Raw genomic sequence first — 23,152 nt, forward strand, 5'->3', positions numbered from 1 at the left:
CCGCTCATCCGCCACTCGGCGCCGGATGGCACGGCTGGACCGAACGGAGGATGCCGTATGCGCACCGTGGGGGAGAGCGATCCCGGGGAATCGCGTGGCCGTGTCGTCATGCTCGTCGACAACGGCGTCGACAAGGACTCCCGGGTGCAGAAGGCCGCGACGTCCATCGCCGCCGCGGGGTGGGAGGTGCACCTCCTCGGCTGCGTCCGGGGCCGGAGGAGGCAGACCTGGCGGCTGGGCGGCGCCCGCGTCCTGCTCGTCCCGCGGCAGGAGATCCTCAGCAGGCCGCGCGCCCGGGTCTGGCGGTCCACGCTCCGCCGTCCGCTGGCCTATCCGCACACGGAGGTCGCGGCGTACCGGCGGCGGCTGGTCCAGTCCCGGCGGGCCGACATCGCCGCGACCCGCCTCGCACCCGGCTTCGACGGGCCGGTGTGGAAGGCATGGCTGTGGGCCCGGCGGATCTCGGCGAAGACCCAGCAGAGCTGGGTCGCGCTGCGCGCCCACCAGACGGACTCCCTCACCAGGGCCCGCACGGACGCGAACTCGCCGGTCGAGCGCCTCACCCTCGCGTTCTGGCGGAAGCTCCTGGGCGATCGGGCCTGGCGCGTTCTGGACCGCGGCCTGTGGGACTGGGACACCGCCTACAGGGCGACCGTCGACGAGCTCGAACCGGACATCATCCACGCCAACGACTTCCGCATGCTCGGGGTCGGCGCGCGCGCCGTGCGGCGTGCGCGGGCCAGAGGCCGCGAGGTGAAGCTCGTGTGGGACGCGCACGAGTTCCTTCCCGGCATCCGCCCCTGGCATGACGGGGCGCGCTGGCATCCCGCCGTGTGCGCCTACGAACGCGAGTACGCCGGCGCGGCCGACGCGGTGGTGACCGTCTCGGCGGCCCTCGCCGACATGCTCGTCGAGCACCACGGGCTCCGGCACAAGCCGGCCGTCGTGCTCAACGCGCCGCTCATCGGGGAGGACCCGGCCGCCTCCGGCTTCATTCCTGACCTGCGGGAGCTGTGCGGCGTGGACGCCGGCACCCCGATCGCCGTCTACAGCGGCGGCGCCTCCGAGCCGCGCGGCCTCACCATCATGATCGAGACCCTGCCGCGGCTGGCGGGGCTGCACGTCGCCCTGGTCGTTCCGGTGCCGGGAGGCAGCGAGGCGAAGCGGCTGCTCCAGCGCGCCGACGAGCTCGGTGTCCGGGACCGGGTGCACATCCTGCCGTACGTTCCGTTCGACCAGGTCGTCCCGTTCCTGGCGGCGGCGGACTTCGGCGCCATCCCGATCCACCACTGGCCGAACCACGAGATCGCGCTGATCACGAAGTTCTTCGAGTACTCGCACGCGCGGCTCCCGATCGTCGTCAGCGACGTCAAGGCGATGAGCGAGATGGTGCGGGGCACCGGGCAGGGCGAGGTGTTCCGGGCCGAGGACGAGGACGACTACGTCCGGGCCGCCGAGGCCGTGCTGAGCGACCCGGAGCGGTACCGCGCCGTGTACGACGCACGCCCGGACCTGCTCCGCGCGTGGACCTGGGAGGCGCAGGCCGAGATCCTGGACGGCGTCTACACGGAACTGCTGCCGACCGCCGCGCGGCCCTCCCCGAGGGCGGCCTAGGCGATGAACGGCGCCGGCGAAAGGGATGTGGCCGTCCTCACGCCCTGGTACCCCGCCCCGCACCACAAGTTCCAGGGGGCGTTCGTCCAGGCGATGGTGGAGGCGACCGCGCCGGGCTGCGGCGCGGTCACCGTCTACCACACCGACGGCTGGCCGCTCAGGGGCGGGCCGGAGGCCGGGGCGGCGGCTGAGGAGGCGCACCGGCGTCTGCTGCCGGACGCGCTGGAGTACGTCCCGGCGCCCGGAGCGGCCCGGTTGCTGCGCGTCCCGGTCCTCATGCGGGGACGCACCTTCGGGGCGCAGGCCCGGGAACACGCGGAGGGGCTTCGCCTGGCGTTGGACGGCGAGCCGATCCCGGCGAGGGTGGTGCACGCCCACGTCGGCCTCCGGGGTGGCTGGACGGCGCTGGAGAACGCCCGTCCGGACGCGAGGGTGTTCGTGACCGAGCACGCCTCCTACCTCGACCAGGTCCTCGAACAGCCGGACTCGCACGCGCTGTACGAGCGGGTCCTCGACCGGTGCACGCGCTTCTTCGCGGTGACGGAGGCCCTGCGCGAGCAGCTGGTGGCGGCGTTCCCGGCGTACTCCGGCAAGATCGACGTGATCCCGAACCCGATCTCGTTCGGCGTGACCCGTGCCCGGCCGGTCACCGAGCTGCGCCGCTGGCTGTACGTGGGCAGCCTCATCGAGCGCAAGGGCGTCGGCCCCTTGCTGGAGGCGTTCGCCAAGTGCCGGGCGGAGGACCCCGCGCTCACCCTGACCATGGTCGGGAAGGGGGCTCTGGGCGACCGGCTCGCGCAGCGCGCCGCGGAGCTGGAGGTCCAGGACGCCGTGTCGTTCCTGCCCCCGGTCCCCCTGGACGAGTGCACCCGGCTCATGCGCGAGCACGACCTCCTCGTCCACCCGGCCCGCTGGGAGACGTTCGGCGTCTCGGTCGTCGAGGCGGTGGCGGCGGGGATGCCGGTGCTGGTCACCCGCTGCGGTGGCCCCGAGCGGACGCTGGCGGGCGTGGAGGGCGCGGCCGGGGAGATGGTCGAGGTCGGCGAGGGCGCGGAGCCGATCATCGACGGTTACCGCCGGCTGCGCGACCGGTTTCCGCACGACCTCGACCTGGCCGAGGCCGGGCGGGTGCTGGAGGCCCGGTTCGGATACGGCGCGGTGGCGGAGGCGCATCACCGGCACTGGTTCCCGGACACGGGCGCGAAGGGAGGAGGGGAATCGTGAACGTCCTTTTCCTCGCTCTGGGCGGATCACGCCGGCATGTGATCGTCGCAGAGGCCGAACACGTCCTCGCGGCGGGGGGAGCCGCGACCGTGCTGGTCGGCGACCCGGCCAGGTGGCGGAACGACCCGCTGCCCGAAGACGCCGAGATGGTCGAATGGCGCAGGCTCGTGCGCGGCCATCGGCCCGCGGTGATGCGGCTGCTGGTGGACCGCGTCCCCCTGTTCCTGATGCGCGTGTGCCTGCGCGGCCCGGTGGAGGGGGTCGGAGCGCGCATGCAGTCGTTCCACCGGCGCCGCGTCGCCCGGCCGATCCACCACCGGCTCCTCGGCTTCTACCAGCGTGATCCCGTCCGGGTCCGGGAGCGCGTCGCCCACCGCGACCTCCTGGTCAGAAGATCGATCGACCTGGTCGTCGTCGGAGACGCGGAGTCGGCGGTCACCGCCTCCGAGCTGCGCGACCTCGTCGTCGGCTCGGGAGCCCGGCTCGCCTACACCGCCGCCCATGCGGGGCCCGTCTCCACCGCCGCCGGCGCAGGGACTGTCGTCGGCCGGCCCGAAAGGTGAGAACCATGACGAAACGCCGTCCGCGTCTTCTGTACCTCGCCTTCTACTTCCCGCCTTCGCGGGCCAGCGGCGTCTACCGTCCCCGGGCGACGGCGAACCTCCTCGTCGAGCGGGGATGGGACGTCACGGTCTTCGCCGCGCCGATGTCCTTCCTGCGCGACGCCATCGGCTCGCTCGACGAGAAGCTGCTCGACTCGGTCGATCCGCGGATCACCGTGGTGCGGCCGGGTCTGCACCAGTTCGCATGGCAGCGGGACCTGCACGACTTCGGCAGGTTCCGCGGGACGTTCCCGCATCTCGCCCGCCGGAGCTACGACTGGGGGCAGAAGCACGTGTTCCCGGAGCACTACGCGTCCTGGGGACTCGCGAGCGTGCGCCGCGCGCTGCGCATGCACGCCCGCCGCGGGTTCGACGTCGTCCTGGCGACCGGGAACCCGTTCACCTCGTTCGGGGCGGCGTGGCTGTTCAACCGGCTGACCCGGACGCCCTACATCCTGGACAACCGCGACGCCTGGACCCTCGATCTGTTCAACGAGAGGCCCGCGTTCGACGAGGGGCACCCGGCCCTGGCGTGGGAGCGCCGGGTGCTGGGGCGGGCGTCCAACGTGGTCTTCGTCAACGAGGCGATCCGGTCCTGGCACGCCGAGCGCTACCCGCACGCGGCGGACCGGATGATGGTCGTGCCGAACGGCTGGGACTCCGACACCCTCGCCGACACGGTCGGACCGCCCACGAAGATCCTCGACGGAGGGAAGGAGCGCCGCCCGCGCTTCTCCTACGTCGGCACGCTGACCGGCAACCAGCCCATCGAGGCGATGCTGGAGGGCTTCGACCGTGCCCGCGAGCATCCCGACCTGGCGAACGCGGGGCTGGACCTGCACGGTTACCTCGGGTTCTTCAAGGGGGCCGACGGCAGCCTCCACCAGAGGCTCGCGACCGGCCTCGAAGGGGAGGGCGACGGCGGGCAGAGCCTGCCGCCCGGCGTGCGGTACCGCGGGCCGGTGTCCAAGACAGAGCTGCACGACGTCTACCGGAACACCGACGTCCTGGTGTTCCTGGCGGGAGGCGCGCGCTACGTGACCTCCGGGAAGATCTTCGAGTACATGGCGGCGGGACGTCCCGTCGTGTCCGTCCACGCCCCGGGTTCTGCGGCGGAGGAGGTCCTCCGGGACTACCCGCTGTGGTTCAACCCCGGCGGGCTGGAACCGAGGGCCGTCGCGGGGTCGATGGTCGCGGCCGCGAAGGCCGCCGCCGGGCTCGACCAGCGGCAGCTCGACGAGGCGCGCTCCTACGCGGGCCGGTTCGAGCGCGGTGTGTCGCTGGAGCCGCTGGTGCGGCGGCTGACCGAGCTGGCGGACCGCGGGCACGCCGCCGGATGACCACGCTGGGAGGCGACGACATGAACGCTGGACGGGCCCCCCGGGTGCTCATCCTGGCCATGGACCCCAGAAGCCACAGACGCGGCCACAAGAGGGTGATGGGCCTGGCCGCGTCCTTCCTGGACGAGCAGGGAGCGCGGGTCGACGTGGTCACCGCCGAGCCGAGGGGCTGGGAGACTCTGGACGAGAGGGCTCGGCTGCACCGGCTGGACGGGCCCGAGGCCGGGCATCCGCTGCTCAGGCTGGAGCATGCGCTCGTGAGCAGGGCGCCCCGCAGGATCGTGCGGCCCCTGAAGCGGCTCGGCCGTCCGGGCGCCGTTGCGGAACGCGTGCAGAGCCGCGTCTCCAGTGCCGTCCACCGGCGGCTCTTCCTGCCCTTCTACCGGCACGTCCGGCCGCTCCTGCTGGCCCGCCTCGCGCGCCGCGGCGCCCTGCGCGCCGTCGACATGGCGGAGGTCGGCCGGGTCATCGTGATGGACGACGTGTCGGTCCCGTGCGCCTGGCGGCTGGCCCGCCGGCATCCGGACCTCACCGTGACGACGCAGCAGGTGAGGACGCTCGATCCGGCGGGCTGACCGGGAGGCTCAGCCGCGCGCACGCTCCGCGAGGACGGCCGCGACGGTCTCGGCCGCGCGGCCGTCGCCGTACGGGGTGCCGCGCGGCGCGTCCGGGGCGGGCCGTGTGGCGGTCGCCGCCCACTGGGAGGCGCCGAGCTCACCGGGGTCGGGGACCAGCGCGTTCCACCCGCCGGCCAGCGTCTCCGGCCATTCGGTCTCGGTGCGCAGGGTCGTGCACGGACGTTCGAGGAGGAAGGCCTCCTTCTGGAGGCCTCCGGAGTCGGTGATCACACCCTGCGAGCCGAGCACGGCCGCGACCATGCCGGCGTAGGGGAGCGGGCGGCCGACCCGGACGGCGCCCCGCTCCAGTTTGATCCCGTGCGCCTCGGCGCGGGCGACGAGCCGGGGGTGGGCGAGGAGCGCCACCGGGACCGGAAGGTCGGCGAGGGAGTCGGTGAGCAGGCCGAGGCGCGCGGCGTCGTCGGTGTTCTCCGCCCGGTGCAGGGTGGCGACCATGTAGGGCTGATCGGGATCGATCCCCTCCGGGAGGCCGGGGGCGCCGGCGGTGCCCGCCAGGACCGAGTCCCGCATCCGGAGGCACACGTCCACCATCACGTCGCCCGTGCGGACGCTGCGCTCCGCGAGTCCCTCGGCGGCGAGGTGGCGCATCGCCTCCTCGGTGGGGGCGAGCAGCAGGTCGGCGGCATGGTCGGTGAGGACGCGGTTGTGCTCCTCCGGCATCCGGCGGTTGAAGGACCGGAGCCCCGCCTCCAGGTGCGCGACGGGAAGGTGCAGCTTGACGGCCGACACCGCCCCGGCCAGCGTCGAGTTCGTGTCCCCGTAGACGAGGACCCAGTCGGGACGCTCCCTCTCCAGGATCGGGTCCAGCGCCGACATGACGGCCCCGGTCTGGACGCCGTGGCTGCCGGACCCCACGCCGAGGTGCACGTCCGGGTCGGGGATGCCGAGACCGGAGAAGAACACGTCCGACAGGTCGGCGTCGTAGTGCTGCCCCGTGTGGACGATGACGTGCCGGTGGTCTTGCGAGGCCAGGGCGGCGGCGATGGGAGCGAGCTTCACCAGCTGCGGCCGCGCGCCGACGATGCTGAGGACCTTGACGTTCATTGTTCCCTCTCGATGAGGACCGTCACCTGCGAACCGTCCCCGGCGGGCACTTCGGCGTAGTGCTCGCCGGTCCGCGGACACTCCCATACTCCCTGCTCGTCCGGCCGCTCGGTCAACCGGGCCCCCGCGCGGCCGACCCAGCCGATGCGGCGGGCGGGGACGCCCGCGACCAGCGCGAAGTCGGGGACGTCGCGGGTGACCACCGCGCCCGCGGCGACCATCGCCCAGCGGCCCACGCGGACCGGCGCGACGCACACGCTGCGGGCCCCGAGCGAGGCGCCCTCGGCGACGTGGACGCCGACGGCCTCCCAGTCGTCGCCGCGCTTCAGCTTGCCGTCCGGCGCCACCGAGCGGGGTTCGCGGTCGTTGGTGAGCACCACGGCGGGGCCGACGAACACGCCGTCCTCCAGCACGGCGGGCTCGTAGACGAGCGCGTGGTTCTGCAGCTTGACGTTGTCGCCGATCCGCACGCCCGCGCCGACGTAGGCGCCGCGGCCCACGATGCAGCCCTCGCCGAGCCGGGCGTTCTCGCGCACCTGGGCGAGGTCCCAGACGGTGGTGCCGTCGCCGAGCTCGGCGCTCGGGTCTACCTGCGCACTCGGCAGGATGCGGTGGCTCATTCGGTACCTTTCCGTCGCGAAGCTATCGAGCCCAGCGCTCTGCCCGCCCGCGCGCGCAGAGGGTCTGTGATGTGCACGGCCAGCGGGCGTTCGTCGAGCCTGACGTACGCGCGGCGGGGCGGCACCAGCGAGGCGGTCAGCGGCCCGAGGCGCCCGGTGCCCTCCGGCAGCCGCACGGCGACCGGATCGCCCACGCCGTCGATCTGGAATGAGGCGCGCCAGACGCCGGGGTGCGCGCGGGCGACCGGCAGGTCGGCGCACCGGTGCGACGGCCGTCCGGGATGGTGCCGCAGGGCGGTGCGGATCTCTCCGCCGCCCTTGCCGGAGCGCCGCAGGACGACGGTCATCGCCGGAGACTCGCCTGCCCCCAGGACGGGAGGTGGATCCGCCTCCACGCGCAGCCGGCGCCCCCGCGCCTGACCGATCTGGACGTCCTCGAAGTCGGTGGGCTTGAGCGCGCCGCCCACCTCGATCGTCAGCCTCTTCCGCTCGTGCGGCGCCAGCGGCCGGACGAGGCGCCACCGTCCGTCCGCCGGGGCGACCGCCGCGCGCGGGACGGCGAACCCGCGCGGCTTCACGACGGGGGAGGTCAGGGTGAGGCCGCCGACCGCCGCCTCCAGGGCCATGGTCCACCGTCCATCAGGCCATGAGCCGGGGACCGGGAGGAACGATGCCGTGTAGGTGGTGGCGAGGCCCTTGTCGGTGCGGACGGAGGAGGAGACCTGGCACTCGATCCGGTGACGGGTTCCGGTGCCGTCCTCCAGTACCAGGTGCAGGGCGGAAGCCGCCTCGTCCACGTGGTGCGGCAGGAACTCGCCGGTGAGCCGCAGGGCGTCGTCCGTCCAGGAGAGTCCGGTGAGGTCGTGCCGCACCCGCACGGGCTCACGGGTCTCGTAGCACGCGTCGGGGATGGCCGCCGACGCGTCACGGAAGAACGGGTACTTGAGGTAGACGCGCCCGTCCTCGATGTGGAGGCCGGGGTGCCTTCCGGTCTGGTGGAACCGCAGGACCTCCGCGAGCTCCTCGTCGAGATGGTTTTTCAGGCAGTGCGCGAACACGCGCCGCCGGGGGTCGTAGAGCTCCAGCAGGCCCGGGGTGAGCCATGTCTCCAGCAGCTCGCGGCAACCCTTGAGGATGATCTCGCGGCCCTCGCCCGACGCGGGCAGGTACCGCTGTTCGAGCAGGCCGAAGACCTCCAGGAGCAGGTACCGGTAGTGCAGCCGGTCGCGCAGCTCGCCCGGCTCGGCGTACTCGGCGACCAGGGCCATCGCGCGGTTGGCGATCGCGTGCACCTCGGCCGGCGGGGCCCCGCCGACCTGGGTGGCGCTCGACCCGTCCGTCCGCGCCGCCCAGTAGTAGCAGTCGTAGTCGGCGAGGACGGACACGCCGCTCGCCGCCAGGTAGGCGCCGGCGGTGAAGAGCTGGTCCTCGTGGGAGAGCATGCCCTCGGTGAAGCGCAGCCTCTCGCGTTCGACCAGGGAGCGGCGGAAGAGCTGGAGCGCGGCCATCGACATCCGGGGGAACAGGTCGCAGTCCGGGTCGAGGACGTGGGTGCGCTCGATGGAGCGGTCGAACACCTTGGGCGCCCTGCGGCCGCCCGTCCCGACCTGCTTGCCGAGGACGATGTCGGTGCCGTTGCGCTCGGCCATCGCCGTCATGCGCTCCAGCGCCTCCGGGCCCAGCCGGTCGTCGGCGTCCAGGAAGAACACGAACGTCCCGGTCGCCAGCTCCAGGCCGCGGTTGCGCGGCGCGCCCGCGCCTCCGGAGTTCGGCTGGTGGACGACCGTCAGCCGGTCGTGGGCGCGGGCGAGCTCGTCGAGCAGCTCGCCGCCGCCGTCGGTCGAGCCGTCGTCGACGGCGATGACCTCGACCTGCTCGGCGGGCAGGGACTGGGCGAAGACCGACTCCAGTGCCCCGCCCACCGCGTCCCGGCACTGGTACACCGGGACGATCACGCTGACCAGGGGTTGCGTCATGGCCCCTCTACGCTCGCGAAGTGACTGTGAGGGCCACTTTAGGCGTGCTCGGTGGCCGCCGAGACGGCTCGGCCGGAGTCGCGGTACATCGTCGACCTGGGGCCGGCCTGCGCGAGCGCGTCGACGGCGGCGGCGAACCGCGTCATGGCGTCCGGGTGCTCGGGGCCCAGCAGGTAGTCGCGGAGCGTGCGCCGCTCCGCGGCCAGCGGGTCCTGGCCGGGCGTCGCCGCGACGGCGAGGATGTCGGCCAGCTCGCCGCAGCCGGGGCTCAGCAGGTAGGCGGCCGACGCGGACGGGAACTCGGTCTTGAAGAGGTTCTCGTCCATCCCGTCGGGGTTGGTGACGACGTAGGGCTTCAGGCTCGGGATGTAGTCGGAGATCACGCTGGAGATGTCGGTGATCAGCATGTCCGACCGGTTGAAGCACTCGTAGAGGGAGGCGTCCGCGCCGGTGACCACCTGGTGGCCGCCCGCGCCGCCCCGGTTCGCCTGCTCGATCATCTTGATGAGCCGGGCGTGCACGGCGGCGGCCTCCGGCAGCCGCCGGCCGGTGTAGGGGTGCGGCCGGTAGATGACGCGCAGCCGCGGCCCCTGCTCCAGCAGCGTCCGGACGATCCGCTCGCCCATGCCGAGCAGGGAGCTGTAGCCGTGCTCGTTGTCCCAGCCCTCCCAGGTGGGCGCGTACAGGACGGTGGGGACGGGTCCGCCGGACGGCTCGGTGGTGATCTCACCGAGCTGCGGGCGGCCCACCTCGACGATGGCCTCGTCGCGCACCCCGGCGTCGGAGTTGTGGTACCGGTCGCGGCCCCCCGGGCCGGCCACCCACACCTCGTCGAAGACCTTGCTGACCGGGTTGGAGCTCGGGCCCTTGTCGCTGTCGCCGTGTCCGACGAACACGTGCTTGATGTGCTCCTCGCGGAGCAGGTGGAGGTTCTTGCCGGTGTTGCCGGGGTAGAGCGCGACCTTCACGGTGCCGAGGTCGAAGTTCATCATGTCCTCGGCCCGCGTGATGCACACGACGGCGAGCGAGGTGGGCGCGAGCGCGCGGACGACCTCGGGGGAGCGCACGAGGACCATCGCCTTGCGGTCCAGCCGCTCCAGCGTCTCCAGCCACATGTTGGCCTGGTAGACGGTCGTGGGCGGGCCGGTGAAGTACAGGACGACCTCGGGCTTGTACCGGTTCACGCGGCGCTGCACGTCGCGGCCCGTCCGGTCGGCGTTGAGGAGGGCGCGCATCCGGCGCAGCCGCGGGAGCTGCGCGGCCGCGACGGCGACGGCGGCGGCGGCGGTGCCGAGCAGCCCGGCGACCACCAGGACCGGGACGCCGAGCAGGAGCCCGACGGTCCCGAACAGCAGCGCCGGGAGGTCGGCGTGGCTCTCCAGGAGGAGGGTGAGCCGGGCCTGCCAGGGGGCGGCGGGGGCGGGGAGCGTCGGCTCGCCCTCCCCGAGGTTGCGGGTGGCGAAGGGCAGCCGGTTGACGCGGCGCGAGGCGACCGCGCCGGCGAGGGTCGCGGCCCGGAGCCAGTCGACCAGCAGCAGGCCGATGGCCGCCAGGACGACGGTCGGCCTCCCGGCGTCGCCCGACTGGACCAGCAGCAGCACCAGGGCCGCCTGCCGGACCAGGACCCGCGCGCCCGGGCTCATCTGGCCCCAGCGCAGCGGCCTGGCCGCGTCCGGCAGCGTCCGGCCGACGCCGAACTCGGCCGCGTAGCAGAGCACGGCGGCGCCGAGGAACGCCCAGGGCGACCCGGCCGCGGCCGCCCCGACCAGCAGCCCGAGCGTGATGGGCAGCCACAGCACCGATGAGTACCGCGTGAGAGCCGAGTACCGGGAGACGAGACGCCGCACGGCACACCTCCGTCTTGTCAGCGCCTGGGGGGTGGCGCAGTTGGGGAGAAGGGAAGGGGGGAACGCGCCCGCCGGGCCGAGCGGGCGCGTGCGGGGGTGGGACGGTCAGCCGGAGCGGCCGCCGCTGAGGGGGTCTTCACGGCGCACGTCGATGACCTGCCCGGTGAGGCCGGAGAGCAGGACGTTCAGGGAGGTGCGGGCCACCTGGTCGGCGCTCAGCAGGGTGTGCGGGGGCTCCTGGCCGAACGCCGCGGTCCGCATGGGGGTGCTGGTCCGCTCGGGGTTGATGCAGTTGATCCGCACCTTGTCGCCGGACCACTCGTCCGCCAGCGCCTGGGTGAGGTTCACCGTGGCCGCCTTGGCGGAGGAGTACAGGCTGTAGTCGGCGCGCCCGCGGGTGTAGGAGCTGGACGTGTAGAGCAGCAGCTGCCCGCCGGTCTTCGCCAGGTAGGGGTACGACGCCCGCGCGATGTGGATCGGCGCGAGGTAGTTGACGCGCAGCGCCTCCTCGATCGCGTCCGGGTCGATCGCGTCGAGCCGGCCGATCCGCAGGATGCCCGCCGTGTTGACGACGAAGTCGACGCGGCCGGTCGCCGAGTAGGCCTGCGCGAGCGCGCCGGCGACGTCCTCGGGCCGCTCGACGTGGGTGCGGGTGGCGCCGCGGCTGTAGCCGAAGACGCGGGCGCCGAACCGCTGGGCCAGCTCCGCGATGGCGAGGCCGATGCCCTGGCTGGCGCCGAACACGACCATCGTCTTGCCGCCGAGCGCCTCGGCGTACTCGTCCTCGGTCAGGTCGGGGGCGTCGGAGGAGGCGAGCTGGAACAGCTTGTCCGCGACGAACATGTCGACGGGCTCGGTGACCTTCATGTTGTGCTCGTCGCCGGGGACGACGTAGATCGGGGTGCCGGGCAGGTAGCGCAGCACCACCGTGCAGTCGTCGGTCGCCTCGAAGTTCTCGTCCCGCCACGCCTTCTCGTAGGCGTCGCGGATGGTGGCGAGGCGGAAGCCCTGCGGGGTCTGCCCGCGGCGCAGGTTCGCCCGGCGCGGGACGTCCACGATGACGTCCTCGTCGACCTGGATGATCGTGTCGGCGGACGGGATGGCGACGTCCACCGCACGGTGCTCGCGCAGCGCGGCCACGCAGTCGCGGATGATGCGCTGCGACAGCAGCGGGCGCACCGCGTCGTGGAACAGCACGCTCGTCGTCTCGGCCGGGTGGTCGGCGAGCGCGTCGAGGGCGAGTTGCGTGGTGGCGTTCCGGGACGTCCCGCCGGGGAGCACGGCCTTGACCTTGGTGCAGCCGGCCTTGCGCACGCAGTCCGCGGCGTCCTGGAGGAAGCCGGGGTTCATCAGGACGATGATCTCGTCGACGTCGGGGGCCTCCTCGAACACGCCCAGCGTGTGTTCGAGGATCGTCTTCCCGGCGATCTTGAGGAGCTGCTTGGGAGTGCTGAGACCCATCCGCTGTCCGCTGCCACCCGCCAGGATGACGGCGACGACGCGATGCTCACCCTGCGGCGCCTTGACCAATGCGACCGTCCTTCTCCTTCATGGCAGCCGGAACGGCGGCCGACAACCGAACGTGGTGCAGTCACCCGTGGGATCTGGGGGTGCGGGCGGCGCGGCTTTCGCAGGGCTGGTGATCCGCACAGGGGGGAACTGCCGCCTTACTCTACCCGGTCTGTAGAACTTTGAGGCGAATTCATCGACCTTCCAGCTTCCGGTAACCCTTGCGTGACGGGGGTTGCGGCGGCCCGGACCGTGATCGTTGCGGCCGCCGCGCCCCCCCGCGCCGTGGCCCGTCTCACTTGCCGAAGAGGGGCCTCATGTCGGGTTCGACGGCCCAGCGGGTCACCCGGCGCACCGGGGAGGTGCTCAGCACCGTGACGATGACGAAACCGGCCAGCAGGGCCGACAGCACGCCGGGGATCGTGTCGAACCAGGCGAGCTTGTGCCAGCCCTCGAACGTGAACAGCCGCATCACGAAGCCGTGCAGCAGGTAGCCGTAGATGGTGGCGGAGCCGAGATCGCTGTACCAGGTGCGGCGGGACGGGGTGACCGCGAGGAAGGCCAGGATCAGCACCGTCCCGGTGAGCAGCAGCCCGGCGCGCATCACGGTGCCGGTGAGCTCGTCCACGCCGAGGTCGCCGTTGGAGGTGTCCCAGTTCAGCCACCGCGCGTTCATGCGGTCCTGGGTGAGGTACGCGCCCGCGAGCGCGGCCGCCAGGAGCGCGGCGCCCGTGATCCGCGCCCACGGCCGCCGGACGATCTGGATCACCTCCGGCGACAGCGTCAGCCCGAGGACGTAGAACGGCGCCAGCCCGAGGATCCGGTACAGGTCGAGCGTGTTCCCGATGTCGGCCATGTACGTGAGGAGGGCGACGAGCACGGCCGTGGCGAGCGGGAACCTGAGCCGCCGCCACACCGGGGTGAGCAGCCGCCAGACGAACAGCGCCAGCAGGAACCAGGTCAGGTAGTAGGGGTCCAGCGCGTCGAACTGGAGCTTCCGCCCGTCGACGCCCCAGGCGAACAGGCTGTAGGCGCACTGGAAGATCAGGTACGGCGCGATGGTCGAGCCGACCAGCCGCACGGCCTTGTCGTCGGTGAGCGTGAACCGCTTGGACAGGTATCCGCTGATCATGAGGAACAGCGGCATGTGGAACAGGTAGATGAAGTTCCAGAGCGCCGCGGCCAGCGGGACGTCCCGCAGGCCGGACAGCGCGTGCCCGCCCGCGACGAGCAGGATCGCCAGGTACTTGGCGTTGTCCAGGTGCGGGTCGCGTCCTCGGGGAGCCGCGCCGCCCGGTGTCCGCGGTTTGTCCAGCGGGCGCTCCGCGGGGGCGGGGGATGCGGGGGACGCGGCCGCCGGGGCGGAGCCGGGGACCGCCGCCTCGGCGGAGTCTGGAACCGGCACGACGGACGCCTCGGGTGTCTGTGTCATGAAAGATCTCTGATCCTGGGAGGGGCTCGTGGAGCATACCTAACGAAACGCGCCAGAACCCCCGGAGTCACAGCGCGCTGCCGGGGCGTCACGGGAGGGCGCCGCGGGGCCGGACCCGCGGAAATCGGCGGCGGGCCGCGCGCAAGATCCGCTGAGGCGGGTAGACCGGCCGGTACCCGGCGCGGCCGTTACCGGATGCCGCGGGCGGGGCAGGGACCGGGAACGGGCCCGGTGGAACTCGGGGACGGGGAGGCGCATGGGATACGGGAGGTCCACCCGGCAGGGGTTTGTCATCATCGTCGGCGGCGCCGTGCTGCTGGCCGGTGTCGCCCTGCTCGTGCTGCCCGGACCCGGGCTGCTGCTCGTGCTGGCGGGCCTGCTCATCCTCTCCCGCGAGTTCCCGGCCGTGAACCGCTACGTCGAGCCCGTCCGGGAGCGGGCGATCCAGGCCGCCGAGGAGAGCGTGACGTCCTGGTGGCGCCTCACGGGCTCCGTCCTCACCGGTCTCGCGCTGTTCGGCGCGGGCGTGGCCTGGGGGCTCGTGGAGGAGCTGCCGCTCAGCGGATGGAGCACCGGCTCGGGGCTCATCCTGTCCGGCTTCATCCTCTTCGGGCTGCTGTTCTGGAGCTGGCGGCGGGTCAGGGCCCGCCGCGCCGAGAGCTTCCCCGAGTGACGCGCCGGGCGGACGGACCGTCTTGGCCGGGCCCGGCCAAGACGAATGTTCCGCCGGGTTGATCCGCCGGACGGGTCTCGCCGTGCAATGGGCATGGGCATCCTTCTTCGTGTACTCGTGGCCGCCGGACTCGCGGCCGACGCCGTCGTGCACTGGCGCTTCGCGCCCGACATGGCCCCCGGGCCCAACACCCCGAGCGACGTCATCCCGGGAGACGACCTGTTCTACGGCCAGGCGATCGCGGCGGCGGTCGCGGCCCTGCTCGTGCTCGCCTGGGCCCGGAGGTGGACGTACGCGATCGCGTTCGTCGTCGCGGCGAGCGCGGCCGGTGCCGTGCTGCTGTACTACTTCGTCGACTTCGGGCAGCTCGGCCCGATCCCCCGGATGTACGACCCGCAGTGGTACGCCGACAAGACGATCAGCTTCGCCGGGGAGGCCGTCGCGGCGCTCGCCGCGCTCGCCGGATTCCTCACCGTGAGGAGGAACGAGCACGCGGACTCCTACTCCGCCGCCGTGCGGTGACGCGCACGGACGCGGCGTCCGTACGATGAGGGCGCAGTGTCCGCAGGCCAGGCAGAAAGCGAGGCGCCCGTGCCCCCGCGTGACCGTACGCCGCCCCGCGCCGCCGGCGACCGGGGCGGTCCGAAGAGCGGCTACCACGTGGAGGCGCTGGCGAAGGGCCTGCGCCTCCTCGGGCTGTTCTCCGAGCAGCGCCCGGCCATGAAGCTGACCGACATGGCCGCGGCGGCGGGCCTGCCCCTTCCGACCGCCTTCCGGATGGCGGCCACCCTGACCGCCGAGGGGTTCCTGGAGCAGCTTCCGGACGGCGCCTACCGGCCCGCGCCGAAGGTTCTCACGCTCGGCTTCTCGGCCCTGCGCAGCCTGGACCTCGTCCAGCTCGCGGACGGGCCGCTGCGCAGGCTCGCCGACGCCACCGGGCAGACGGCCAACCTCGGCGTGCTGTCGGGGGACCACGTGCTGTACCTGGTGAGGCTGCGCAACAACGACCTGGTGACGGCGAACATCCAGGTCGGGTCGCGGCTTCCGGCCGTCCGCAGCTCGATGGGCAAGATGCTGCTGTCCCAGCTCGACGACGCGGAGCTGGAGCGCGTGCTGACCGAGGAGTCCTTCGCGGGGGCGGCGGGCCCCAACGCCGCGGCCTCACTGGACGCGCTGCGGCCCGCGCTGGCGGAGATCCGGAGCCGCGGCTGGGCCCTCCAGGACGAGGAGCTCGCCTACGGGCTCCGGTCGGTCGCGGCGCCCGTCCGGGACGCGTCCGGCGCGGCGGTGGCCGCCGTCAACGTGGCCGTGCCCGCGACGGAGGTGCCGACGGCGCGCCTCCTGGAGGAGATCCGGCCCCGGGTCCAGGAGGCGTGCGCGGAGATCTCCCGCCTGCTCGGCGGGCGCTGACCCGGCTCAGCCGGCGGCGGGCGGGCCCCCGCTCCCCGGTCCGGCGACGAAGCTTCGGCCGGATGGGCGCGCGGAGCCGCGTGCGGCGAGGACAGGAACAGTATCGGGCCGACGATCTCCGCGGCCGTGCCCAGCCGTCCCGCCGCCTGCGCGGCGCCGGACGCGGTGGACAGGTTGGTGCGCAGCACCCGGTCCCGTCCGGGCCCGGGGCCCGGACGGGGTCGCAGACCCGTTGGAAACGTCGTCCTGCCCGCCATTTCTTTCAGTTTGTGAAAGTAGCTTTCATTATGCGCCACGCGTATCGGAGCCCGCCGGACCCGGAGTCAAGGGAACCTGTCCGGAACCTCCTGCTTTGCCAAGTCCCTTGACCCCTCAAATGAACGCTCGTTTAATTCCGGTATGGGGCGTGTCGCGGGCGTCACCCGGGCGGAGACGCGGGAACGGCTGCTGAGCGCCGCGGCCGACGAGTTCGCCCGGCGCGGCTACGACGGGACGCGCGTCGCCGACATCGCGCGGGCCGCCGGCGTCAGCAACGGCGCCCTGTACGCGCACTTCGGGTCGAAGGCCGAGCTGCTGGTGGCCGCGCTGCGCGCGCACGGGCGGCGGCTGCTGGCCGACCTGTTCGACGCCGACCCCGAGCGACCGGTCGTCGAGCTGCTGCTCGCCATCGGGCGGTGGCTGCCGAAGCGCCGCGACGCCCGCGCCCACCTCGTCGTGGAGGCCCTCGTCGCGGCCCGCCGGGACGAGGAGGTCGCCCGTCCCATGCGCGACTACGTCGGCGAGCGCGCCGACTGGCTCGCCGGTCTCATGCGCGTCGCCCAGGCGGGCGAGGAGATGGACCCGGCGCTGTCACCGGACGCGCTCGCCCATTTCTGCCTGGTGCTCGGGATGGGGAGCGCGCTCATCCCACCGGACCTGCACGCCGTCGGCGACGAGGAGTGGGCCGCGCTGCTCGCGCGGATCGTGGGCGCGCTCGCTCCGCCCGGCTCCGCCGCCGTCCCACACGGGAGGAACACGATGAAGGTGCGGATCGATCCGAAGCGCTGCCAGGGGCACGGCCGGTGCTACGACCTGGCCCCCGGCCTGTTCGGCGAGGACGACGAGGGCTACGGCACGGTCCTCGGGGACGGCTCCGTCCCCCAGGGCGGGGAGCACGAGGCCCGCCTCGCGGTCGCGAACTGCCCCGAGCGGGCGATCGACGTCCTCGGGGAGGAGTGAGATGACCGCCGACGACCGCTTCGGCAGGGACTTCCGGGACGAGCGGGGGAACCGGCCGCTCGGCACGCGCAACGAGGCCGTCACGGGCCCGGTCTCCGACTGGGCGACCGACTTCTCCCACCTGGAACCGGAATGGGCCGCCGACCCCTACCCGATCCAGGACGACCTGCGGCGGCGCTGCCCGGTCGCGCGGACCGAGCGGTTCGGCGGCGGCTGGCTGCCGACCCGCTACGAGGACGTCGCGGCGATCGCCTACGACACCGAGCGCTTCACCTCACGCTCGGTCGTCATGAGCAACTTCCGCCCGCCGCGCGAGGCGGCGCCGGTCGGCGTCACGCCGCCGATCTCCTCCGACCCGCCGTTCCACCACGACGCGCGCAGGCTGCTGCTCCCCGCGTTCAAGAAGTCCGCGGTGGCGCGGCTGGAGCCCGCGACCCGGGCGTACTGCCACGAGCTCATCGACTCCTTCGAGGGCCGCGACGTCGTGGACGCCGCCCAGGAGTACGCGCAGCACATCCCGATCCGGGTCATCGCCGACATGCTCGGCTTCCCGCCCGAGGACGGGCCCCGGTTCCGCGAGTTCGTCGAGAACACCCTCGAAGGGGTCAACCTCCCCCCGGACGAGCGCATCGCGCGCATGGACAAGCTGTTCGACTACCTGCTGGAGCAGATCCGCGACCATGTGGCGAACCCGCGGGACGACCTCACCACCTACCTCATAGAGGCCGAGCTGTACGGCCGCAAGCTGGAGCCGTCCCACGTCTCGGGCACGATGGCGCTGCTGCTCATCGCGGGCATCGACACCACCTGGAGCGCGATCGGCGCGTCGCTGTGGCACCTGGCGGGGACGCCCGCGGACCGCGAGCGCCTCGTCGCCGACCCGTCGCTCGTGCCGACCGCGATGGAGGAGTTCCTGCGCGCCTTCGCGCCCGTCACGATGGCGAGGCTGGTGCGGGAGGACATGGACTGGCGCGGCGCCGAGATGAAGGCCGACGACTGGATCCTGCTGTCGTTCCCCGCCGCCAACCGGGACCCGGCCCAGTTCGACCGGGCGGACGAGGTCGTCATCGACCGCGAGGTCAACCGGCACGCCGCCTTCGGCCTCGGCATCCACCGCTGCGTCGGCTCGCACCTGGCCCGCATGGAGCTGCGCACGGCCCTCGAAGTCTGGCTGGAGCGCGTCCCGTCCTTCGCCCTGGCCGACCCGGCGGCGGTCACCTGGGCCGCCGGGCAGGTCCGCGGCCCCCGCACCCTCCCCGTCCGCATCACGTGAGGCGTCCGGCCGGGGGAGCAGGCGCAAGGCGTTCGCCCGGTCGACGGCGCGGGGGAGGTGTGTGTCGTCTGCGGGGGCCGTGGCGCTGAGTAAGAGAGAGGTCACGCGGTATAGAGCCCGCAGCGCCGTACAGGAGAGTGAACATGATCGTTTTGTCGGGCCGGTCGTCATGAGCGGTGCGGACGAGGTCGTCGTCCACGAGACGCTGCCGTCCCGCGTCCTGATCGGGCCGGGGGCGAGCGATCTCGTCGCGGACGAGGTCGCGCGGACCGGGGCGGCGAGGGTGCTGCTGGTCGCGGCGCCGTCCGCCGCCGGGCCCGCCGACCGGATCGCCGGGGCGCTCGGGGCCCGGCTCGCGGCGCGCTTCGACCGTCCCGCCCCGCACACCCCGGTCGCCGTGACGGCGCGCGCCATGGAGGCGGCGGTGGGCGCGGACTGCGTGGTCGCGGTCGGCGGCGGCTCCGCGATCGGCCTGGCCAAGGCGGTGGCGGCGCGGACGGGGATGCCGCAGGTCGCGGTGCCGACCACGTACGCGGGCTCGGAGATGACGCCCGTGCTGGGAGAGACCGAGGACGGTGTGAAGACCACGCGCCGCTCCCCGTCGCTGGCGCCCGGGACGGTCGTCTACGACCCCCGCCTCACCCTCGGCATGCCGTCCGGGCTGACCCGGACCAGCGCGATGAACGCGCTCGCCCACGCCGTCGAGGCGCTGTGGGCGCCGGACGCCACGATGGTCACGGACGCGCTGGCGACCGAGGCCGCAGGCGGCATCCTGGACGCGCTGCCCGAAGTGCTGGCCGACCCGGCGGGGCCGGCGGGGCGCGCGCGCCTCCAGTCGGCCGCGTGGCTCGCCGGGATCTGCCTGGCGCGGACCCGGATGGGGCTGCACCACCAGCTCGCGCACGTCCTCGGCGGCGCGTTCGGCCTTCCGCACGCCGAACTGCACACGATGCTGCTGGCGCACGTCATGGCGTTCAACCTGCCGTCGGCGCCCGCCGCCTCGGCACGGCTGGCCAGGGTGGCCGGGCCCGACCCGGTCGCGGTCGTCGCCGCCTTGGCCCGGGAGCACCGGGGCCCGACCCGCCTGTCCGCCCTGGGCGTCCCCCGCGAACGGCTCCCCGAGATGGCCCGGCGGGTGGCCGCCGACCCCTATCCCAACCCCCGGCCGCCGGACGCCGACGCGGTCGCGGAACTGCTCGACGCGATGTGGTGAGCGGCCGGTAGCGAACCCGTGGAGCGGTCTGCCCGAGTACTTCTCCGGGGAGCTCTCCCTGGTCTGCGCGGGAGACTGATGGGGTCGTGTCGTTTCGCTGCGATGGTCCGGCCGGTGCTTTACGCTCACACCCCATGCGTGGACCACTGGTGCGAATCACGTCCGTCCTGGTCGCCGGGGCGTCCCTGCTCGCCGCTCCCACCATGCACCCCGCGGCGCTTGCCACCGCCAAGGCAGGCACCGCCGCCAAGGGAGATCTGGGCAAGGATCTCGACGCCATCCTCGCCGACAGCCGTCTCAAGGGCGCCACCGTCGGCGCCGTGGTGCGGGACGCGCGCACGGGCGCCGTCCGTTACTCGCGCGGTGCGACGGCGCAGGTGATGCCCGCCTCGAACATGAAGCTCTACACGTCGGGCGCGGCGCTGTCGCTGCTGGGGCCCGGGTACCGGTTCCGCACCGGCGTGTACGCCCGGACGGTGTCCGGATCGGCCGTCAAGGGCGACCTCTACCTCAAGGGCACCGGTGACCCGACGACGCGGGCCGCCGACTACGACCGGCTCGCCGCCCAGGTGGCGGCGCGGGGCGTCCGGCGCGTCGAGGGCGGCCTCGTCGCGGACGACACCTGGTTCGACGCCGTCCGCACGCCCTCCCACTGGGACCCCACCGACCTTCAGTACTACTACGCCGCGCAGACGTCCGCGCTGACCGTCGCGCCCGACGACGAGTTCGACGCCGGCTCGGTCGAGGTGTCGGTGAGGCCGGGCGCCGCCGAGGGCGCACCGGTCGAGGCCGGGCTCGCCCCGGCCACGCACACCGTCAAGATCGAGAACAAGGCGGTCACGGGCGCTCCCGGGTCCCCGTCCACACTGTCGGTCGACCGGGCCAACGGCAGCGGCGCCATCGTGGTGAGCGGCTCCTACCCGGCGGGCGCCGCGGCCTACACCACCCTGCGCACGGTCGAGAACCCCAGCCTGTACGCGGCGGACGTCTTCCGGAGCGCGCTCCGGGCGCACGGCGTCGAGGTCGAGGGCGCCACCGAGCGCGGCAGGACGCCGAGGGGCGCCGCCGCGCTCGCCGCCCGCTCCTCGATGCCGCTGTCGCAGCTGATGGTGCCGTTCCTCAAGCTCAGCAACAACATGGTCGCCGAGACCCTGGTCAAGGCGATCGGCCGGAAGAAGGCGGGGGAGGGGAGCTGGACGGCGGGCCTGCCGGTGATCGAGAGGTACGCCCGCGGCCAGGGCGTCCCCACCGCGCGGCTGGCGATGGCCGACGGATCCGGACTGTCGCGCGAGAACCGCACGACCGCGCAGGACGTCAGCACCATCCTGAAGAAGGCGCAGAGCGCGCCGTGGTTCGGCACCTGGTACCGGGCGCTGCCGGTCGCCGGCGACCCCGACCGCCTCGACGGCGGAACCCTGCGGTCGCGGATGCGGAACACCCCGGCCGCGGGCAACGTGCACGCCAAGACCGGAACGCTGACGGGCGCCTCCGCGCTGTCGGGCTACGTCACCGACCCGTCCGGGAGGCGGCTCGTCTTCTCGGTCGTGCTGAACGGCTACCAGGGCGGGGCGCCCAAGGACATCGAGGACAAGGTAGCGATCCGGCTGGCCGGGGGAGACCCCGCCGCGGTCCGGACGTTCCGCACCTCCGGGAACGCCCCGCAGCTGGAGTGCTCCTGGATCGTCCGCTGCTGAACGGCGGCGGGCGCGCGGTGGAACGCGCCCCGCCGCCGCCGGTCAGCCCTGGTGCCCGGGGACGTAGAGGCGGACGTCGTCGACGTACGCCTCGCCCTCGTAGTAGTTGAGGTGCGGGTCGCCGATGATGAAGGAGTCGGGGTAGGCCGAGCCCTTGGGCCAGCTGTGCTCGGTCGTGTACGTCCCGGCGGGGCCCTTGTGGACGAGCCTGCGGTCGAACCGGCCGTCGTACTCGCCGGGCGTCTGGTTGTAGTGCCAGATCGGGCGCCCGTTCTCCACGAAGTCGTGGTGGACGCGCAGCGTCGTCTGCCCGGTGTGCAGGAACGGGCCGCTCATCTCCAGCGTGTACCCGGTGCGGTCGCGCTCGATGGCGAACCGGTAGGCGGCCTTCGGCATCAGCTCCGGCCGCAGCTCGGCGCTGGTCAGGTGCCCCTCGAACCGGCCGCCCGGCCCGTACCGCCGGTCCATGGACGCCTCGCCGCACGCGGTCTTGGCGTAGTACTCGTTGCTGATGTTGTTGTTGGCGGTCTCGCGGAACAGGTCGCCGCGCGGGAACAGCGCGTTGACGCCGTTGAAGGTGCCGTCGAACGTCCGGTACATCTCGCGGGTCTTCGGGTTGCAGGTCGCGGCGTTCTTCCAGCGGGCGTCGTCGCTGTAGTAGCCGTCCATGATGGCCTTGCGCCGGAAGTGGATGCCGGGGTTGCCGTGCGGCGCCGGGTTCGCGTGGTCGAGGATCGTCAGGTAGTAGAACCCGTTCTCCCGCGTCACGTCGGGGTACTGGCACCGGGACTTCCCGGGCAGCGCGCCCTGGAACGTCCACGGGTACCGGGTCTTGCAGGGCTCCCTGGTGTACCCGTTGTGCCTGCCGTCGTAGTCGAACGTGCCGCCCCGCTCGCCGCCGAACCGGATTCCCCGCAGCGTCATCTCGACCCGGTAGTACCGGGGCAGCGGGCGGGTCGGCCGGATCAGGACGCCCGCGTCCCAGCTCGGCTCGGAGATCCGCGCGACGCGGTGCCCGCCGGGCAGCGTCACCGCCGACAGCCCCGGCCGGGAGTCGGGACGCCCGTCGCGGTCCTTGTCGACGGCGGCGACCTCCGCCGTCAGCCACCCCCGCCGCCCGAAGGCGACCCGCTTGCGGAACACGTCGAGGGTCTTCATCTGCCGCTCGAACAGCGGCCCGCTGATCTTCTTCCAGGCCGCCCCGTCGTCGTCGAACGCGTCGACCGCCCACGGGCTGCGCGGCCCCTGCGGGTCCCGCCGCCACGGCGCCCCGTCGACGCGCAGCGGCCGGTCGAACTCCTCCTGCGCGACCAGCCTCCACCGGCCGCCGCCTCCCGGGTCTCCGGCTCCGGCGGTCCCGGCGGACCAGCCCGCGGACACGACCGCGGCTGCGGCCGTCCCGGCGGCCACGCCCGCCACTCTCCAGTTCGTCCTCAAGACGCACACCCCTCCCGCGGAGCGCGCGGCCGCGCTCCGCCCCCGAACGTCGCAACGCATCGGAATTATATGAACACGGAGAGTGGGTGACGTGGAAGGCCGGGCCCGGCGTCGTCAGCGCTGGGAGAGGTAGCTCTCGGCGGTGTCACGCAGACGCGCGTGGACGCCGGTCGACTCCGCCTTCCTCTACCGGTCCCACTCGGCCCGGGACCGCCGCCGGGTGTCGGTGCACGTCTCCGACCTGGGCCGCGCCAAGCTGGAGCGGCTGGAGGCGCTGGCCCGCGCGCACGAGCAGGCCCTCGCCGAGCGGCACGTCGACACGGTCCAGAACCTGTCCGCCCTCCTGGCCGACCTCTGGAAGGGCATCCGCTGACCCGTTCCCGGCGAC

Annotated in this window: 20 protein-coding genes; 13 read left to right on the plus strand and 7 right to left on the minus strand. The window is 73.3% G+C overall.

Features of this window, described 5'->3' with window-relative positions:
• The first annotated feature begins 57 nt into the window (after positions 1–57).
• Genes BKA00_RS31365 through BKA00_RS31385 form a run of 5 tightly spaced genes read left to right on the plus strand, consistent with a single transcriptional unit; the run spans position 58 to position 5,355 of the window.
• The gene (locus tag BKA00_RS31365) at positions 58–1,614 is read left to right on the plus strand and encodes a glycosyltransferase family 4 protein (protein ID WP_221493368.1); all 1,557 of its coding nucleotides are present in this window, start codon (positions 58–60) and stop codon (positions 1,612–1,614) included.
• A 3-nt stretch (positions 1,615–1,617) separates the two neighbouring features.
• On the plus strand, positions 1,618–2,838 hold the full coding sequence (locus BKA00_RS31370; protein WP_221493369.1) for a glycosyltransferase: 1,221 nt from the start codon (positions 1,618–1,620) through the stop codon (positions 2,836–2,838).
• The gene (locus tag BKA00_RS31375) at positions 2,835–3,401 is read left to right on the plus strand and encodes a hypothetical protein (protein ID WP_185031193.1); all 567 of its coding nucleotides are present in this window, start codon (positions 2,835–2,837) and stop codon (positions 3,399–3,401) included. Before BKA00_RS31370 ends, BKA00_RS31375 begins: the two co-directional genes overlap by 4 nt.
• A 5-nt stretch (positions 3,402–3,406) precedes the next feature.
• A complete protein-coding gene (locus BKA00_RS31380) occupies positions 3,407–4,780 on the plus strand; it encodes a glycosyltransferase (protein ID WP_185031195.1) in 1,374 nt (457 codons plus the stop codon).
• Between the two features lie 20 nt (positions 4,781–4,800).
• A complete protein-coding gene (locus BKA00_RS31385) occupies positions 4,801–5,355 on the plus strand; it encodes a hypothetical protein (RefSeq protein WP_185031197.1) in 555 nt (184 codons plus the stop codon).
• A gap of 9 nt (positions 5,356–5,364) precedes the next feature.
• Here the strand turns inward: BKA00_RS31385 and wecB are convergent, their stop codons facing one another.
• The 6 genes from wecB to BKA00_RS31415 form a co-directional block, all read right to left on the minus strand.
• A complete protein-coding gene (wecB, locus tag BKA00_RS31390; RefSeq protein WP_185031199.1) occupies positions 5,365–6,462 on the minus strand; it encodes a non-hydrolyzing UDP-N-acetylglucosamine 2-epimerase in 1,098 nt (365 codons plus the stop codon).
• The gene (locus BKA00_RS31395) at positions 6,459–7,082 is read right to left on the minus strand and encodes an acyltransferase (RefSeq protein ID WP_185031201.1); all 624 of its coding nucleotides are present in this window, start codon (positions 7,080–7,082) and stop codon (positions 6,459–6,461) included. The genes wecB and BKA00_RS31395 overlap by 4 nt, the downstream gene beginning before the upstream one ends.
• On the minus strand, positions 7,079–9,058 hold the full coding sequence (locus BKA00_RS31400) for a glycosyltransferase family 2 protein (RefSeq protein WP_185031203.1): 1,980 nt from the start codon (positions 9,056–9,058) through the stop codon (positions 7,079–7,081). The genes BKA00_RS31395 and BKA00_RS31400 overlap by 4 nt, the downstream gene beginning before the upstream one ends.
• A gap of 38 nt (positions 9,059–9,096) precedes the next feature.
• Positions 9,097–10,905, minus strand: a complete 1,809-nt coding sequence (locus BKA00_RS40700; RefSeq protein WP_185031205.1) for a CDP-glycerol glycerophosphotransferase family protein — start codon at positions 10,903–10,905, stop codon at positions 9,097–9,099.
• Between the two features lie 105 nt (positions 10,906–11,010).
• Positions 11,011–12,435, minus strand: a complete 1,425-nt coding sequence (locus BKA00_RS31410) for a bifunctional cytidylyltransferase/SDR family oxidoreductase (protein ID WP_268248238.1) — start codon at positions 12,433–12,435, stop codon at positions 11,011–11,013.
• A 274-nt stretch (positions 12,436–12,709) separates the two neighbouring features.
• Positions 12,710–13,846 carry an acyltransferase family protein gene (locus BKA00_RS31415; RefSeq protein ID WP_185031209.1) on the minus strand — a complete coding sequence of 379 codons (1,137 nt, stop codon included), beginning with the start codon at positions 13,844–13,846 and terminating at the stop codon, positions 12,710–12,712.
• Between the two features lie 256 nt (positions 13,847–14,102).
• On the opposite strand from BKA00_RS31415, the gene BKA00_RS31420 reads away from it, so the two are divergent.
• The 7 genes from BKA00_RS31420 to dacB all read left to right on the plus strand — a co-directional run bounded on the left by BKA00_RS31420 (position 14,103) and on the right by dacB (position 21,327).
• Positions 14,103–14,519: a PGPGW domain-containing protein gene (locus BKA00_RS31420; RefSeq protein WP_185031211.1), complete on the plus strand. Its 417-nt coding sequence runs from the start codon at positions 14,103–14,105 to the stop codon at positions 14,517–14,519.
• Positions 14,520–14,636: 117 nt separating this feature from the next.
• Positions 14,637–15,041 carry a hypothetical protein gene (locus BKA00_RS31425; protein ID WP_185031213.1) on the plus strand — a complete coding sequence of 135 codons (405 nt, stop codon included), beginning with the start codon at positions 14,637–14,639 and terminating at the stop codon, positions 15,039–15,041.
• 69 nt (positions 15,042–15,110) lie between these two features.
• A complete protein-coding gene (locus BKA00_RS31430) occupies positions 15,111–15,929 on the plus strand; it encodes an IclR family transcriptional regulator domain-containing protein (protein ID WP_221493370.1) in 819 nt (272 codons plus the stop codon).
• A gap of 399 nt (positions 15,930–16,328) precedes the next feature.
• Positions 16,329–17,147 (plus strand): TetR family transcriptional regulator, encoded by an 819-nt coding sequence (locus BKA00_RS31435; protein WP_230299053.1) that lies wholly within the window; start codon positions 16,329–16,331, stop codon positions 17,145–17,147.
• 1 nt (position 17,148) lies between these two features.
• Positions 17,149–18,420 (plus strand): cytochrome P450, encoded by a 1,272-nt coding sequence (locus BKA00_RS31445; RefSeq protein WP_185031215.1) that lies wholly within the window; start codon positions 17,149–17,151, stop codon positions 18,418–18,420.
• A 169-nt stretch (positions 18,421–18,589) separates the two neighbouring features.
• A complete protein-coding gene (locus BKA00_RS31450; protein ID WP_185031217.1) occupies positions 18,590–19,633 on the plus strand; it encodes a maleylacetate reductase in 1,044 nt (347 codons plus the stop codon).
• A 134-nt stretch (positions 19,634–19,767) separates the two neighbouring features.
• The gene (gene dacB / locus BKA00_RS31455; protein WP_185031218.1) at positions 19,768–21,327 is read left to right on the plus strand and encodes a D-alanyl-D-alanine carboxypeptidase/D-alanyl-D-alanine endopeptidase; all 1,560 of its coding nucleotides are present in this window, start codon (positions 19,768–19,770) and stop codon (positions 21,325–21,327) included.
• Positions 21,328–21,369: 42 nt separating this feature from the next.
• Here dacB and BKA00_RS31460 read toward each other — a convergent pair whose 3' ends face one another.
• Entirely contained in the window at positions 21,370–22,764 is a 1,395-nt protein-coding gene (locus BKA00_RS31460) for a hypothetical protein (protein WP_185031220.1), read from the minus strand.
• Between the two features lie 142 nt (positions 22,765–22,906).
• On the opposite strand from BKA00_RS31460, the gene BKA00_RS31465 reads away from it, so the two are divergent.
• Complete coding sequence (locus tag BKA00_RS31465; protein ID WP_221493371.1) at positions 22,907–23,137, plus strand: helix-turn-helix domain-containing protein; 231 nt, start codon at positions 22,907–22,909, stop codon at positions 23,135–23,137.
• Positions 23,138–23,152: the final 15 nt, after the last annotated feature.

The sequence above is a fragment of the Actinomadura coerulea genome, assembly GCF_014208105.1.
Lineage (GTDB): Bacteria > Actinomycetota > Actinomycetes > Streptosporangiales > Streptosporangiaceae > Spirillospora > Spirillospora coerulea.

What these genes read in the sequence shown, in the direction of transcription:
- BKA00_RS31370 (WP_221493369.1), top strand. Translation starts at nt 1,618, where the DNA reads ATGAACGGCGCCGGCGAAAGGGATGTGGCCGTCCTCACGCCCTGGTAC.
- BKA00_RS31450 (WP_185031217.1), top strand. Translation starts at nt 18,590, where the DNA reads ATGAGCGGTGCGGACGAGGTCGTCGTCCACGAGACGCTGCCGTCCCGC.
- BKA00_RS31420 (WP_185031211.1), top strand. Translation starts at nt 14,103, where the DNA reads ATGGGATACGGGAGGTCCACCCGGCAGGGGTTTGTCATCATCGTCGGC.
- BKA00_RS31445 (WP_185031215.1), top strand. Translation starts at nt 17,149, where the DNA reads ATGACCGCCGACGACCGCTTCGGCAGGGACTTCCGGGACGAGCGGGGG.
- BKA00_RS31435 (WP_230299053.1), top strand. Translation starts at nt 16,329, where the DNA reads ATGGGGCGTGTCGCGGGCGTCACCCGGGCGGAGACGCGGGAACGGCTG.
- dacB (WP_185031218.1), top strand. Translation starts at nt 19,768, where the DNA reads ATGCGTGGACCACTGGTGCGAATCACGTCCGTCCTGGTCGCCGGGGCG.
- BKA00_RS31395 (WP_185031201.1), bottom strand. Translation starts at nt 7,082, where the DNA reads ATGAGCCACCGCATCCTGCCGAGTGCGCAGGTAGACCCGAGCGCCGAG.
- BKA00_RS31400 (WP_185031203.1), bottom strand. Translation starts at nt 9,058, where the DNA reads ATGACGCAACCCCTGGTCAGCGTGATCGTCCCGGTGTACCAGTGCCGG.
- BKA00_RS31380 (WP_185031195.1), top strand. Translation starts at nt 3,407, where the DNA reads ATGACGAAACGCCGTCCGCGTCTTCTGTACCTCGCCTTCTACTTCCCG.
- wecB (WP_185031199.1), bottom strand. Translation starts at nt 6,462, where the DNA reads ATGAACGTCAAGGTCCTCAGCATCGTCGGCGCGCGGCCGCAGCTGGTG.
- BKA00_RS31365 (WP_221493368.1), top strand. Translation starts at nt 58, where the DNA reads ATGCGCACCGTGGGGGAGAGCGATCCCGGGGAATCGCGTGGCCGTGTC.
- BKA00_RS31415 (WP_185031209.1), bottom strand. Translation starts at nt 13,846, where the DNA reads ATGACACAGACACCCGAGGCGTCCGTCGTGCCGGTTCCAGACTCCGCC.
- BKA00_RS31385 (WP_185031197.1), top strand. Translation starts at nt 4,801, where the DNA reads ATGAACGCTGGACGGGCCCCCCGGGTGCTCATCCTGGCCATGGACCCC.